The organism is Clostridium sp. JN-1, from assembly GCF_003718715.1.
In the GTDB taxonomy this organism is placed as follows: Bacteria; Bacillota; Clostridia; order Clostridiales; family Clostridiaceae; genus Clostridium_AV.
The window spans coordinates 1964507-1980020 of record NZ_CP033465.1; the positions used below are offsets into that span (position 1 = coordinate 1964507).

Annotated in this window: 17 protein-coding genes; all 17 read right to left on the reverse strand. The window is 31.0% G+C overall.

From position 1 onward, the window contains the following. Positions 1–44 precede the first annotated feature (44 nt). Positions 45–695 carry a site-2 protease family protein gene (locus EBB51_RS09360; RefSeq protein WP_190285364.1) on the reverse strand — a complete coding sequence of 217 codons (651 nt, stop codon included), beginning with the start codon at positions 693–695 and terminating at the stop codon, positions 45–47. A gap of 17 nt (positions 696–712) precedes the next feature. Next, positions 713–1741 carry a hypothetical protein gene (locus EBB51_RS09365; RefSeq protein ID WP_123054227.1) on the reverse strand — a complete coding sequence of 343 codons (1029 nt, stop codon included), beginning with the start codon at positions 1739–1741 and terminating at the stop codon, positions 713–715. 28 nt (positions 1742–1769) lie between these two features. Then, positions 1770–2777 (reverse strand): phosphodiester glycosidase family protein, encoded by a 1008-nt coding sequence (locus tag EBB51_RS09370; protein ID WP_123054228.1) that lies wholly within the window; start codon positions 2775–2777, stop codon positions 1770–1772. Between the two features lie 153 nt (positions 2778–2930). Continuing rightward, positions 2931–3302, reverse strand: a complete 372-nt coding sequence (mgsA, locus tag EBB51_RS09375) for a methylglyoxal synthase (RefSeq protein WP_123054229.1) — start codon at positions 3300–3302, stop codon at positions 2931–2933. Positions 3303–3313: 11 nt separating this feature from the next. Further along, a complete protein-coding gene (rodA, locus tag EBB51_RS09380; RefSeq protein ID WP_123054230.1) occupies positions 3314–4432 on the reverse strand; it encodes a rod shape-determining protein RodA in 1119 nt (372 codons plus the stop codon). Between the two features lie 81 nt (positions 4433–4513). After that, positions 4514–4777 (reverse strand): cell division topological specificity factor MinE, encoded by a 264-nt coding sequence (gene minE / locus EBB51_RS09385; protein ID WP_123054231.1) that lies wholly within the window; start codon positions 4775–4777, stop codon positions 4514–4516. A 12-nt stretch (positions 4778–4789) separates the two neighbouring features. After that, entirely contained in the window at positions 4790–5587 is a 798-nt protein-coding gene (minD, locus tag EBB51_RS09390) for a septum site-determining protein MinD (RefSeq protein ID WP_123054232.1), read from the reverse strand. Between the two features lie 14 nt (positions 5588–5601). Then, the gene (gene minC, locus EBB51_RS09395; protein WP_123054233.1) at positions 5602–6234 is read right to left on the reverse strand and encodes a septum site-determining protein MinC; all 633 of its coding nucleotides are present in this window, start codon (positions 6232–6234) and stop codon (positions 5602–5604) included. Positions 6235–6774: 540 nt separating this feature from the next. Beyond that, the gene (locus EBB51_RS09400) at positions 6775–9528 is read right to left on the reverse strand and encodes a penicillin-binding transpeptidase domain-containing protein (protein WP_123054234.1); all 2754 of its coding nucleotides are present in this window, start codon (positions 9526–9528) and stop codon (positions 6775–6777) included. Positions 9529–9543: 15 nt separating this feature from the next. Then, entirely contained in the window at positions 9544–10035 is a 492-nt protein-coding gene (gene mreD, locus EBB51_RS09405; RefSeq protein WP_123054235.1) for a rod shape-determining protein MreD, read from the reverse strand. Positions 10036–10046: 11 nt separating this feature from the next. Next, positions 10047–10892, reverse strand: a complete 846-nt coding sequence (gene mreC / locus EBB51_RS09410; RefSeq protein WP_123054236.1) for a rod shape-determining protein MreC — start codon at positions 10890–10892, stop codon at positions 10047–10049. Positions 10893–10897: 5 nt separating this feature from the next. Then, the gene (locus tag EBB51_RS09415) at positions 10898–11914 is read right to left on the reverse strand and encodes a rod shape-determining protein (protein ID WP_123054237.1); all 1017 of its coding nucleotides are present in this window, start codon (positions 11912–11914) and stop codon (positions 10898–10900) included. A 24-nt stretch (positions 11915–11938) separates the two neighbouring features. After that, the gene (radC, locus tag EBB51_RS09420; RefSeq protein WP_123054238.1) at positions 11939–12616 is read right to left on the reverse strand and encodes a DNA repair protein RadC; all 678 of its coding nucleotides are present in this window, start codon (positions 12614–12616) and stop codon (positions 11939–11941) included. Positions 12617–12629: 13 nt separating this feature from the next. Next, positions 12630–13217 (reverse strand): Maf-like protein, encoded by a 588-nt coding sequence (locus EBB51_RS09425; RefSeq protein WP_123054239.1) that lies wholly within the window; start codon positions 13215–13217, stop codon positions 12630–12632. A 20-nt stretch (positions 13218–13237) separates the two neighbouring features. Then, positions 13238–13498, reverse strand: a complete 261-nt coding sequence (locus tag EBB51_RS09430) for a DUF4321 domain-containing protein (RefSeq protein WP_123054240.1) — start codon at positions 13496–13498, stop codon at positions 13238–13240. Positions 13499–13869: 371 nt separating this feature from the next. Continuing rightward, a complete protein-coding gene (locus EBB51_RS09435; protein ID WP_123054241.1) occupies positions 13870–14595 on the reverse strand; it encodes a hypothetical protein in 726 nt (241 codons plus the stop codon). A 195-nt stretch (positions 14596–14790) separates the two neighbouring features. Then, positions 14791–15228: an ACT domain-containing protein gene (locus EBB51_RS09440; RefSeq protein WP_123054242.1), complete on the reverse strand. Its 438-nt coding sequence runs from the start codon at positions 15226–15228 to the stop codon at positions 14791–14793. Positions 15229–15514: the final 286 nt, after the last annotated feature.

Consider the following 15514-nt stretch of genomic DNA (forward strand, 5'->3'; position numbering starts at 1 on the left):
AAAATATTCTCCTTTATTACACTAATATTTGCTGCGTTTTTTACTTATATTATTAAATTTACAATTTTCATAAATAAACTATATAAAAGTGCTGAAGGAACTCCAACTATATAATTAGCCAAAGGAGTAGCTATAAAAATCAATAATATTATAAGTTGATATCTATATAGTGTATCTGAAATTTTGAAATAAGTTGAAGGAAATAAGTCCCTCAAAATATGAAAACCATCTAAACCTGGTATAGGTATTAAGTTAAATACGAAAAGCATGCAGTTAATACTTACAACAGCTGAAAATATACTTATAATTATACTGTACAGCGTTGGAATATTAGTAAATAAAATTGCACCAAACTTAGCTATTACGCCAACAATCACTGCTCCAACAAATGCCAGTATTAAATTGGCAAGAGGTCCTGCAAAAGAAACCTTTAAATCATCTTTATACCTGTTCTTTAATGCACCTGGATTTGTTTCTACAGGCTTAGCCCATCCAAAACCAACCAATATAATCATCAAAAATCCTAGTATATCTATATGAACAAAAGGATTTAAAGTAAGCCTTCCTTGAAATTTAGGAGTTTTATCCCCAAGCCTATCTGCAGCTAATGCATGAGCATATTCATGAAAAGTCAACCCTATTAGTACAGCAGGTATTATAAGTATTTTTTGTAGTAACCAATTGTTCAATAAAATCATCCCTTCTTAAATGTTTAATCAATTGAGGTCTTCAATAACTTTCCATCACTTACTGAAGCAATTCCATTATCATATATCTGTATAAATGTACCTGGATATTTATATTGTTTCCCATTTTTCATTTCTGTTACAATTCCCTTAAAATTATCATTTACATATATATTTCCTTGACTATTCACATATATATCATTTTTATCAAATGGACTGTTTAAATCTATAGATTTAAAATTGCTTGTGTTTTCTTTAATATTTCCATAAAATATTTTAGAAACCTTATCTCCGTCTGATTCACCTATATATATATTATCATCATCATCTATTCCAAGCAGGGAAGGATTATCTACTCCATCTACGTCAATAGATTGTTCTTGATCTGTTGCATATATCTTATGATAAGTTAAATCTTCATATACTAACTTATCCTCATGAGGTATTATTTCTATGTTTCCTATCATATATGCCTTTGTTTCAACCTTTTTTAATTCTTTCATTACATTTATCCAATATATGCTGCTTCTTTTTCCACTGTTAGCTACTTTTACATATATAACATTTGTAAGTGGCGACGCTTGTATATCTTCAACTTCTGAATTTTTATCAGCCCAATCCAATTCTTTTATGTCTTCTTTTACATTTTTATCAACATCATAATAAGCTAATGTAAGATTAGATTCAAGTTTTAAATTAGATTTTTCTGCTATAAGCATTCTATTTCTATTTGGAATCCATTTGTAAAATGATACCTGTGTATCGCTGCCAAAGTCTACATTTTTTTGCTGTCCGTTTTTAGTATCTATTACCTTTAAACCATCATCAGTATAATATGCTGCAAATCTTCCATCATAAGATAAACTTATATTTTTAGCTTCATCAGGTATATCAATTTTTATTTCTGGACTTTTAGTTGTCTTTTTAACTATTTTCTTAGTCTTTATAGGAGCTGTATCCGAAGTTAAAATATAATTATTTGCATAAAAAAGTCCAGACATCTGCAAAGTCAGTGATATGACAACCCACAGCACAATTTTTTTAAAAACCTTCATCTTGAATTCTCCTTCATATACATTTTAGCTAGGACTTAACATAAATGGCTGACGGAATAGATCTCTCACCTAACGGATCACAAGGATTATTCTGTATCTCTCCGCCATAGTACATAGTTGAAGAAGATCCTCCATCCAAATTTGAAGCATTTACTGCACCATATTGTAACATTATATTTTGCACATCTTTCAAAGTAGCTCCTAAGCTTCTAGTTTGTCTTCCATCTATAACTAAGAGTAATATTGAACCATCCTTTCTTTGTCCAATAGCAGTCCTTGGAGCTACTCCCCAGCCGCCATCACCTGACTTTATAGTTCCTTTTCCATCTATAACCAAGGCTGGTCCAAATGATATGGCATCTGTAACTCCAAGTGAAGTCATTTCATTTAAACTATGTGGTCCTACTAACAATACTCCATCTTTAGTAATTGCGACAGTATCATTTTTAGAATTTGGATTGCTTATATCATTATATACAATTTTATCATTACTCATAAGTATTCCTATAGGTTTTCCTCCTGTTCCAGTCCATTTACTATCTTGAGATGAACTATCTACAAATCCTCCTGCATTTATAGCTGCTATTGCTTTATTGTCTTTAGCTATCTGGCTTGTCATTTCTCCTTCTACACCCAGCTTTTTACTATATCCAACCTTTACTCTAGTAGGATCATGCACAATAAGCATATATCCTTTAAATTTCTTTCCATCACTAATTTCTTCTCTTTCTATACTATCATCATGATTATTTTCAAATTTTAGCTGTGTTAAATCAGTTTGTTCTAAATTGTCAATACTATTTTCACCTAAAATCTTATTTATTTCAGCATCTGATAAAAAGAATTTAGCAATAAACTGATGACTTAATGTAGTCATAGCAGCACCTACTACTGTTTTCTTAACATTTTGAAATGGTCCATAAAATATCAAAAGTGGAGCTGTTACTCCAGTAAATATCAACTCAAATACTAAAAAAAACATCATTGTCTTCCAAATAGGTGTTTTTTTACTACCTTTGGGTTTTCTTTTGTCCATGCTTAAACCTTTCCTTTCTAAAAAATATATCTCTCAATATTGTACAATAAATGACGACTTTTTTAAATAGCATAGTTATTTAATAAATCTAAACGTTTTGTTAATAAAAAGAATCCTAACAACGCTTTGTTGTTAGGATTCACAATTTATCTGTTAATTATGATCTTTAAGAGCCTTTACAAAAACTTCTGCTGATCCAAGATTTGTTGCAAGTGGAACGCAGTGGACATCACATATTCTAAGTAATGCTGAAATATCTGGCTCATGAGGTTGTGCTGTAAGAGGGTCTCTCAAAAATATAACGAAATCCATATTGCCTTCAGCTACCATTGCACCAATTTCTTGATCTCCACCTAATGGTCCTGAAAGAAATCTATGAACTTTTAACCCTACTATCTCACTTATAAGTCTTCCAGTAGTACCTGTTGCAAAAATTTCATGATCCTTGAATACATCTTCATACCTTTTTACAAAATCTACTATGTCATCTTTTTTCTTATCATGTGCGATAAATGCAATTCTCATAATTATTCTCCTTAAAAATTAATTTTTTTCCTTCTCATCCCAACACTTAAAATTAAACCTACTCCCATGAAATTAGTTATCATAGAACTTCCTCCATAACTCATGAAAGGAAGTGTTATACCTGTTATTGGCATTATTCCTATTGTCATTCCAATGTTTTGAAATATTGAAAACAACATAGCTGATATAATTCCAATACACATTACTGATCCAAAAATATCCTTGGAGCTCTTGGATATTTTTATAAATCTATATATTAATATAGAATACAAAATTATAAGGAATACTGCACCTAAAATACCCCATTCCTCTCCAACTACCGAAAATATAAAGTCTGTATGTGCTTCCGGTACAAATCCTCCGCCTACTTGAGTTCCTTTTAGAAAGCCTTTTCCAAAAAATCCACTTGAACCTATTCCTATTTGAGAAGATATAAGCTGATTTCCTGATCCAAGCTCGTCCGATTCTGGACTCAAAAATGATGTCAATCTAGTCTTCCAATATTCCTGCATTAATGGGGAATTCCATATTGCTGTTACAAGTGCAACTAATCCTAGAAAGCCGCCGCCAATAACTTTTAAGTTCAAACCCGCTATAAAATACATTCCTAAAACCGAGAAGAAGTAAATCATAGTCATTCCCATATCCGGCTGTTTTAATAAAAGAATCATAGGTATCACAGCATACATTGTAAGCTTAAGGAAGTTTCTAATATTATTGATATTTCCCTCCATATCATCCAGCTGCTTTGCAATCATTATAATCATTCCAAGTCTTGCAAATTCAGAAGGTTGAAACTGAAAAGAACCTATTTTCATCCATGATGATGCACCATTTATAGTAGACTTAAATACAGTATCATTTAATATAAGTAAAAATATGCCGGACCAATATATTATATGAGCATAATTTTTAATTAAAGAATAATCAAACAACAAAATTAAAAATACTATCACAATTCCAACAATAAGCCATAAAAGTTGAGCTTTTAAAAAGTAAGTGCCAAACTTCATATGCGTAGCACTATAAATATTGAGAGATCCAAATACTACTATAATTGTTACTATAATAATAGACAAAAAGTCTACTTCTTTTACTAATTTTTTATTAACAGCAATTTTTTGCAACATAAATCTCATCCCTCCAATACAAATATGATTATACCACAAATTTTAAAAAAAGCTATGTAAATTTAACATAGCTTCTTTATATTATCTCTTTATTCTCTTTATTGGAATACTTGCAATTAGAGCTGGTGAATCCCCTTCTATTTCCTCCATTTTCGTCATTTTTACATCTATTTCTTCTGAATCAATTTCTACATATTTCGAAAGTACTTTCAATATATCTTCCTTTATTGACTCTAATAAATCTGGTGAGACATTAGATCTATCATGTATTAATATTAATCGCAAACGATCCTTAGCTAATTCCTTGGAGGACGGCTTTGAAGAAAACATCTTAAATAAATCCATGATATTACCTCCCTATTTTATGCCAAAGAGCTTTTTAAAACTTGAAAAAAAGCTTTTATTAGCTGATTCTAAATTCATAAGTGGAACCTTCTCACCCATTATTCGCCTGGCTATATTTTTAAATGCTTGTCCTGACGCTGCCGTATTATCTAAAACTATTGGTTCTCCTTTATTTGTCGAAATAGTAATACTTCTATCATCAGGAACTACACCTACAAGCTCTATAGCTAAACTATCCAATATATCATTAATGTCAAGCATTTCCCCATTTTTAGTCATATCATAATTTATTCTGTTTATTACAAGCTGATGCATGTCTAAACCTTTTGAATCTAACTTTCCTATAACCCTATCTGAGTCCCTTACAGAAGTAACTTCTGGATTAACGACAACTAAAGCTCTATCTGCTCCAGCTACAGCATTCTCAAATCCTTGTTCTATACCTGCTGGACAATCTATCATTACATAGTCAAATTCTTTTTTTAAGTCCTGTACAAGTTTCGTCATCTGCTCTTTACTAACATCATTCTTATCTCTAGTTTGAGCAGTTGGAAGTAAGTAGAGATTAGATAATCTTTTATCTTTTATGAGAGCTTGTTTTAACCTGCATTTATCTTCTACCACATCTATTAATGTAAACACAATTCTATTTTCAAGTCCCATTAAGACATCAAGATTTCTAAGTCCTGTATCTCCATCTACTACTACTACACTTTTTCCAAATGACGCTAATGCCGTACCAACATTGGCTGTGGTAGTTGTTTTTCCAACTCCGCCTTTGCCTGACGTCACTACAATAGCTTCTCCCATTTAAAATACCTCCATTAAATAAATTTGTTGGGTAAATATGGTTCTACAATTATCGTATCACCTTTAACTTTAGCAACTTCTGGATACTGAGGTTTAACACTGTCTTCTGGTGATCTTGTCATTATGTTTGCTATTTGAAGTATTTCAGGTTGAAGATAAAAAGCCGCTACCAAGGCCCTGGTATTACCTCCAAATCCTGCATGCACATACCCCCTTAGCGCCCCTAATATAATTACATTGCCCCCTGCATAAATTTCTGCGCCTGCATTAACATCTCCTATTATTACTACATTACCATTGTAATTTATAATTTGACCGCTTCTTACTGTCTTTCTTAAAAACTTAGTACGTCCTTCATAAATTCCTGTAAATGCCCTAACCTTTTTTTCTTGACTATCTTCCAGTATACAATCCTTTATCAAAAATTGTTCAAATAGTATATTCTTTAACTTACGAAACTCTTTTTGGTTTATATACTGTAGTTCAGTCGTTATTTTAAGAGTAGCACCTCTATAAAAGACTTTTCCTCTTGACAACTTTCCAATTAAAGTTTCAATCATTTCATCAAAATCTTTAAACTTATTCATATTTATAACTGCATTAATCCCCTCTTTATTGCCTTTAATTACTATACTATCATCTACCATATTAGACCTCCAGTAAAAGCCACCCATTTTATTTATATTTCAACGCAATATTTATAAATCCTTCTAAGTTTGTACTATTTAATTATATTTTATCATAAAACATAATTTATTTAAGATATAATTGGAAAGTTGGAAAAATATTCATCATTGTAAATACTTACCTCAAAATGCAAAAGACAAAATACAGAGGACAATGAAGGTTGATTTTTTGCTAACGCAAAAGAATCTTTAAATTTATATAAGTTAGCAGTGTTTCGCTTTAGCGAAACGAATTATCAAAAATCTTTAATTTAAAAGAAACTCATGTTATTTTGTTTCTTGGGAAGTACTCTCCCAAGTAAGCAGGCATCTAAAATCTATGATTTTTAGATGCCTGCTTAGGTTTGTTTTGCATTAGCAAAACAAACCTAAAAAATAAATTAGTTTTCTGACATAAGGAAGAAAACTCACCTTCACTGTCCTATGTCCTATGTTCTATGTTTTTTTGTCCTCTGTACTCTCAAAAATATTGCACCGCAATATTTTTATATTACAAATTATTTATTGACCGCTGCTGCTAGTTTGAGAACTTGAATCACTGCTATTAGCTTGAGAACTTGAAGCATCACTATTTGTTTGAGCACCTGAATCTCCGCTATTTGTTTGATCACTTGAATTATTGTTTAGTTTAAAGTATGCAGAATATATATCCCTAGCAATATAAGCACTTTGAGCTCCTTGACCGCCATCAAACATTACAATACATACTGCTATCTTAGGATTGTCTAATGGTGCAAATCCAACATATACTGAATAATCGGTTCTTCCAACAGCTTCCTGGTTGTTCATACTAGCTGTACCAGTTTTTCCTGCAGTTGGTATAGGGAAATTTTGAAATGCACCAGCAGCAGTACCTTTTTCATTAACAGCAGCCATTCCAGCTTTAACTGCTGCTATATTTTCAGGACTAATTCCTGTTTTTTCTACTACTTCAGGTTTATTTTGTTCAATCACCTTGCCATCTGGATTCAAAATTTTATCTACAAGATGAACTTTATATCTAGTTCCCCCATTTGCCAGTGTTGCAATGTAATTTGCAATTTGAAGTGGGGTAAACTGATCCATACCTTGACCTATGGAAGCATCATATATAGGTGCCCCAACATTAATTTGACTGTTTGCATCAGAAACTGTTATATAATAAATACAAGATATCATAGATTTTATATCCTTATCGGAAATATTCTTATCTTTGTACTTAGGATCTTCTTGTATTAAATCAGTTAACATACTGCTGCAGCTATCCTTATTAAATGCACTGTTTCCATTCTTTATTGCATCTTGTATTGATTGTTTTAATTTTTTCTTTATATCTTTAACTTTACTTGAATCATTATTATCATCATATAAATCTATAGGTGTAAATTTGAATCCATTATCTCCGCCAGATTTTAATGTTTCCATTGTCTTATATAAATAAGTATTAGCATACAAATTCTTCATGGACCACATATTAAATACCTGACCAAAAGCTTCTGGTATTTCTATACCAGTTGATGGCTTAACATTTGAATTAGGTGGAACCCCAAGTCCAAATTTCCATGCATATTTAGCAAGTCCATCACTTCCTATAGTTTCTCTAATCAATTTACCTACTGTCATAAAATATGGGTTACTTGATTTTTGAATTGCAGATATCAAATCAACTGGCCCATTTGCTCCATCTAACTTAAACTGCGTAATATGTCCTCCACCTTTATCAAATACACCTTCATCATCTACTACAAATCCAGGAGTTATTACTCCACTTTGCAGACCTGCTATTGCAGTCATAGGTTTAAATGTAGATCCCGGCGGTATAAGTGATTGAGTAGCATAATTATAAAACGGTTTTGGATATATATCATAAGGATCTTTTCTTATTGCAGCATTATTTTTTATACTTTTATCTATAGGAAAAAGAGTATTTAATACGTCATCTTCACTTTGCCCTGGATAATATGCCATTAATCCCCTTTGTTCTATATACTGCTTACCAAACGCTCCAAGGTCAGGATTGAAAAACTTATTGTATAAATCTGTATTTAACCCGCCCGGGGTTGAAAATAAATTAGGGTCATATCCTGGTCTACTTGCAAGTGCTATTACACCGCCTGTATTTACATCTAAAACTACTGCTGCTCCTCTTGTAGCATTAGCCGTATTAGATCCCTGCTGTGAAGAAGGATTTGCTCTTAATTCAGCCATTTTACTATCAAGTGCTTTTTCTGCAGCTGCTTGAACATCTTTATCTATAGTTAACCCAAGACTTTGACCTGGATATGAATCCCTGCTCCCAAGTTCTTCAATTATTCTTCCTTGTTTATTGAGCTTAACAATTTTACCACCTTTAGAACCTTTTAGTCTGTCTTCAAATCCAGACTCTAATCCTGCAGCCCCTATATAATCCGTACTAGTGTCATATCCCTTTTCACTGTATTTATCATCATCAGAAGTTATTTTAGATATATAACCAAGGAATGCAGATCCAAGTTCACCATTAGGGTAAGTTCTAATAGGCTCAGTATTTACATCAATTCCTGGGAGCTCATTTAGCATTTGTAAAAACACTAAAGCAGTACTCTTCTTTATGTTACTGGCAATAGTTACTGGTTTATATCCAGAAAAACTATTCATCTTAGAAGTATCTTTTATTATCATAAACCTTCTCTGCTGTTCCAGAGTATATTTTTTATCATCTATTTTATACTTCTTTACGAGATACTTAAAAGTTTCTTCTGGTGTTATCTTTAATAATTCTTCATCAACTTTAGCGTTATCTGCTTCTGTAAGTTGATCTTTTTTCTTACCCTTAAATAACTTCTTTATTACTTCATCATCTAATCCTCTATCTTTCTTAAATCTTAACTCAAGATTTTTTTTGGTATGCGGATCATCACTTCTAAATTCAAATCTATAAGGATTAATTTTTAACTCAAAATCATCTTGTTGAGTTTCTCCATTCTCATCTAAAATTTTAAATACCTTGTCCATAGTTTGGAAAAAGGTCTTGTCACTTTCATCAGTTTGATTATAGACTAAAACATAACTTTGAGTATTGGTAGCAAGCACACTTCCATTACTATCAAAAATTTTTCCCCTAGGTGCAGCTTCAGGGATTTCTCTTATAGAATTGCTATCTGCCTTTGCTTTGAAATCTTCTCCTTTTACAACTTGAAGAAAAACTATTCTAGATAAAATAGAAGTGAATATTAAAGTCATTATAATTAATAGAGCTGAATATCTGTTAAAATTTCTTTTATTTTTGATTTTCATGAAATCACCATTCCCTTAAAATCTCCATCTCTTTTGCATATATGGCTTTTGGCAAAGCCTATATACACTTCTATACATTATAAGTGCTATAATCGCATCATATATACCTATAAAAAATACATTTCCCAAGCTGCTATATACCTTACCTATATACAATATTATAAAAACCAAAATTCCCTTTAAAATACTCAATGAAAAACATGTAACTACAGGCATAAGTATTTTCTGCTTAAGTATACTATTACCTATAAATCCAGCTAATATGCATATAATCATATCAGTAAAAGCATTTATTCCAAAACCATTTAGAAAGTAAACGTCTTGAAGCATACCACACAAAGCTCCAATCCATAACCCTTCCCAGCTTCCATTTATAATCGAATATGAAATTATAAAAATTAAAAGCAAGCTAGGATATACGCCTCTTATAGATAAAAATGGCATTAACACATTATCCAATATAAAAAATAATATTGACAGCAATATTAAAATCAACGTTTTTCTCATATCATATCACCTTAATATTTCACATCTATTTTATTTTTAGGGATAACTACAAAAACTTCATTGATCTTGTTAAAATCAACATATGGTTTTACTATAGCATTCTTCATTACTTTACCCTTATCTTCTTGCACATCTATTACTGAACCTATTCTTATTCCCTTAGGATAAAATCCTCCAAGACCTGATGTCAATATAACATCTCCTTTTTTTACATTGGAACTTTCAGGCAAATAGCACAGCTGTGTAAGCAATTTATTATCGCTATCCTTGTATCCCTTAACTACTCCACTATTTTCATCCGTACTCTCTATAGTTGCACTTACAGCTATATTTTCATTTGATAAAGTTTGAACTATTGACCAACTACTACCTACTTTAGTTATTTGTCCAACTAATCCTTCTGCAGTTACGACTATCATTTGTTTTTCAATTCCACTTTTACTTCCCTTATTTATAATAAATTGATCTAGAACTCCATCACCGCTTTTGCCTATAATATCACATCCTAAATAGTCATATTCCGATCTTTGATTTTTAAAGTTGAGCATTTTCCTTAAATTATCATTATCACTTTTAAGTGAGTTGTATTCCACTAATTTATTTTCGAGTTCACTATTTTTCTTTTTTAATTGTTCATTTTCAGTTTTGACATCAGAAAAGTTAAATATAAAACCCACAAAATTCTTTACACCATTATTAAGCTTGTATATTGTACCTTGAACTGGATTAAAGGCAGCACCTATGCTATTTTCTAAAAAAGGTAATTTATTTCTCCTGAATCCCTGTGTAATTAAAATTAAAAATGTAACTGACAGTACTACAATTGCTACTGCCAGTTTATTTTTGAATATCTTCATAATTATTATTTTCTACTAGCTATTATCTTGTCTATAGTATCTAGTGCTTTACCTGCACCAAGAGCAACACAGTCAAGAGGAGATTCTGCTATATGAACAGGCATATGTGTTTCTTTATTTATAAGTAAATCCAGTCCTTTAAGCATTGCACCACCGCCAGCAAGCATTATACCTTTATCCATGATATCTGAAGCTAGTTCTGGAGGTGTTTTTTCAAGAGTAGTCTTTATAGAATCAATTATTGCAACTACTGCTTCTTGCAGCGCACTTCTCACTTCAGTTTCTGTAATATTTATAACCTTAGGCAGTCCTGATATTAAATCTCTACCTCTTATTTCCATAGACTTTTCTTCTTCATCTTCAACCTGGAATGCTGATCCAAGTTGTATTTTTACATTTTCTGCAGTTCTCTCACCTATTGCTAAACTATACTCTTTTTTTATATAGTTTACTATAGATTGGTCTAATTCATCTCCAGCTATTCTTAAAGATTTACTTGTAACTATTCCGCCGAGAGATATAACTGCAACTTCAGTAGTACCTCCTCCAATATCAACTATCATGCTTCCTGTTGGTTCATTTACTGGAAGTCCAGCACCAATAGCAGCTGCCATAGGTTCTTCCATAAGAAGTACATCTCTTGCTCCAGCTTGTTTTGTAGCCTCATCTATAGCTCTCTTTTCAACTTCTGTAACTCCTGAAGGAAAACATATAACTATTCTTGGGCTTGTGAAAGCAGATTTTGGACTTATCTTCTCAATAAACTTTCTAAGCATAGTTTGTGTAACATCGAAATCAGCAATCACGCCATCTTTTAAAGGTCTTATAGCTACTATATTTCCTGGTGTTCTTCCTATCATTTCTTTAGCTTCAGCCCCTACAGCTAAAACCTTTTTTGCTTCATTATTTATAGCCACAACCGAAGGCTCTCTAAGTGCTATTCCCTTACTCTTTACATATATTAAAGTATTTGCTGTTCCTAAATCGATTCCCATATCTCTTGTTATGCCAAAAAATCCCATCATTTTTCTCCTTTCAATACATAACTACAATATTCCTTTTTCTTTTAAACTAATGTATTTTCCATTTCCTATAATTAAATGATCTAACAAAGTAATTCCTAGAATTTTACCACATTCTTTCAATCTATAAGTTATATTCAAATCTTCACTACTAGGCGAAGGATCGCCAGAAGGATGATTATGACATATTATAATAGAAGCACTATTTTTCTTTATAGCCTCACAAAATACTTCACGCGGATGTACTATAGAAGAATTTAAACTTCCAGCAGAAATATCACTAACACATATTACAATATTTTTGGTATTTAGCAATATCTCCATTAAATGCTCCTGTTTTAAATTACTCATTTCACTCATTACAAGATTAGCAGCATCAAGCGGCTTCAAAATTTTGTATTCACCGCCATCTTTATAAGAATTAAATCTCTTAGATATCTCTGCTATAGCTACAATCTGAGCAGATTTGACTTTTCCTACCCCATAAAGACTTTGAAAAGCCTCTAAGTTTGAATTCAACAGTCCATTGAGTCCTCCACTTTCTTTTATGATCCTATTACTTAATTCTACTATATTTTCTTTTTTACTTCCAGACCCCAATATTATTGATAAAAGTTCAGCATTTGACAATGCTTTTACTCCATATTTTAATAACCTCTCCCTAGGTCTTTCATTTTTAGATAAATCCATAATTTTTCCCATATAACTACCTTCTTTATAGATTTACCCCCATACTCCTTAGCATATTAGACAATTTATTTAAAGGCAATCCTACAACATTATAGTAGCATCCATGGATTTCCTCGACAAAAATTCCTCCATACCCTTGAATGCCATATGCTCCTGCTTTGTCTATGCCTTCACCTGTTTTTATGTATTTTATTATATCATTATCAGATAAAGTAGAAAATTTGACATCTGTACAAACAAAATCCCTTTTTACTTCATGCTTTAGTGTATCCACTAAAGCTATACCTGAATATACTTTGTGAACATTTCCACTTAGTAATTTAAGCATATTAAAAGCTTCTTTTTCATCCTTGGGTTTTCCAAGTATTTTATTTTTAAAAGACACAATAGTATCACATCCTACTATTATAATCCTATTTTTAACTTTATCATTTAAACTATTTTTTACACTCACGGCTTTTTGCTCAGCTAGTTCCATTACATAATAGGCACAATTTCCTTTAAATTCAACTAAACTTTCATCAAAATTGCTAACTATTATTTCAAAATTATCCGTTAGCCTATGGAATAATTCCTGCCTTCTACTTGAAGCTGACGCCAGAATAACTCTCATTATTAGTATCACTCCTTAATCTAGTATCTTCTATATAATATTATAGCCACAATTATACCAGCTATAGTCATTATGCTAACATTTAAACTCAATCCTAAAGTTAACACCATAAACTTTAAATTTAATACTAGTGGAGTTGAACTGCCTATAACGTATGTATTTTTTAAAAAGCTTAAGAAATTAAAATTTTCTCCTATTATATCCCCAATGAAACTTCCAGACATGGCTCCTAATAATATTATAAAACATAAAAAGCCGCTGCTCTTTTCAGCTCCTTTCAAATTAATCCCCCACTTTAATTTTATATCTAATATAGTTTATCATTTAATAAAAGGTTAAACAAGTATATATACAATTGTTTTAAAAAAAATTAAAAAAGATAGAGGACAGATGACAAAGGACATGTGACAGAGAAGGTAAGTTTTCTTCCTTACGTCAGAAAACTAATTTATTTTTTAGGCTTGTTTCGCTAAAGCGAAACATTGCCAATTTAAATTTAAAGATTTTTTTGCGTTAGCAAAAAAATCAACCTTCATTGTCCTCTGTCCTATATCCTCTGTCCTCTGTCCTATGTCCTCTGTTTTTACAGTGTCAAAGACTGTATATATTTTCTGGAGTATGAGTTAAGTTTTTACTTGAAAACCCTATAATTTTACTTTTTCCCAACCTTATTTAAAAAATTATATACATATATATAATTTTCTTCAACTTTGTCTTTAGATATCTTATCTGGTAATTTATTTATGTAAGATTTAATTTCATTTAATGCATTTAAGTTTTTACCGTCTTTAACCTTATCAAGTGAATTGGTCCATTTCTTTAATTCTGACGTCTGTACAGCTTCAACATTTTTTTCTGACATCTTGTTTAAAACTTGTATATATGCATTTACTAACTCCACTATTTGAGTATTACATTGGCTATCTTTATCTACAGAAAATACTATTTTTGAATTATCAACTTTTTGCTCAGTAAGAGATGCTGCAATATCTTTTCCTGTTTTTTCATTATAAATTCCAAGTAACACTCTTGTTTTATCTTGTTCTGTCACTGAAAATGACATCCCATATTGTTTTAAAACATTTTTTTCTTGTTCAGCATTGCTTTTATCCGTATATATTCCACCTTGTACAACTATAAACTTACCCGATTTTTGATCATTTGGTACAGCATTACTATTTTGACTCCCTTTTTTAGTCTGGTTGTTTATTTGAGTGTCTGCTGCACTGCTAGCTTTATTTGTTAAACTGCTGTTTCCAGTAAATATTTTAAATATTACAGTTGCAAAGAAAAACGCAAATATTAAAATAGAAACTACTATTAAAATAAATGACTTACCATCACTTTTTTGTTTTAAATCATACCTTGTGTATTTCATTTTTTCACCACCAAGCTTTGTTTTATATATTCAATATATTAATATTTATAAAAATGCTGTTTTATTACATATAATTATGAATAGGCAGTAAAAAAGTGCTGAATTTTTAACATGAATTTATCATTAAAAAAAATCAGCACTTTTATCTCATTTCCAATAAGATACTCACTAATCGATATAAGTACTAGTTAAGATCTATTCTACAGCTATTAAATCCACTTTTACAACATTTTTAATCGATGAAAGTTCATCAACTAAATCATTAATTTCTGTATTTAATTTAGATGCATCAAACGTTATTGTAACACTTGCCGCCTTGTTTATTGGAATATCTTGATTTATTGTAAGTATACTACCTCTTCTTAAAGCTATCTTATCTAATATCTTAGATAGCGTACCTGCTTCATGTGCAAGCATTAACCCCAAGGTAACTTTATGTCCTGTTACACCTTCCGACAATGTAAATACAAAGTCCTTATATTTATAATATGTACTTCTACTTATTCCCACCTTTTTTACCCCATCAGATATATCCTTTACTTCTCCAATTCTCAAAAGCTCTTTTAACTTTATAACTTTGGTAAAAACCTGAGGAAGAATTCTCGTATCAATTATCAAATATTTAGTATTCATAAAACCCCTCGTTTCTGTCCGTATATTATAGACATATGTATGCATACAAAGTATATTATCATAACAAATTAATAAGTTCAAGCTTTTATATAAAATTACGAAAAATATTGCCAGGGCAAACGCATATAAGATTTTAGGGCACAGCCCTTTTATTTTTACGGTTTAATCAATATAATCTAATATATAAAACCAAAGTTAAGAAGTAAGAGTAAAAAAGTAATAGTTGTGGTGAAAATTCAGCTTTGCTGAATTTTCACCACAACTATTACTTCTTAGCTCCTGCTTC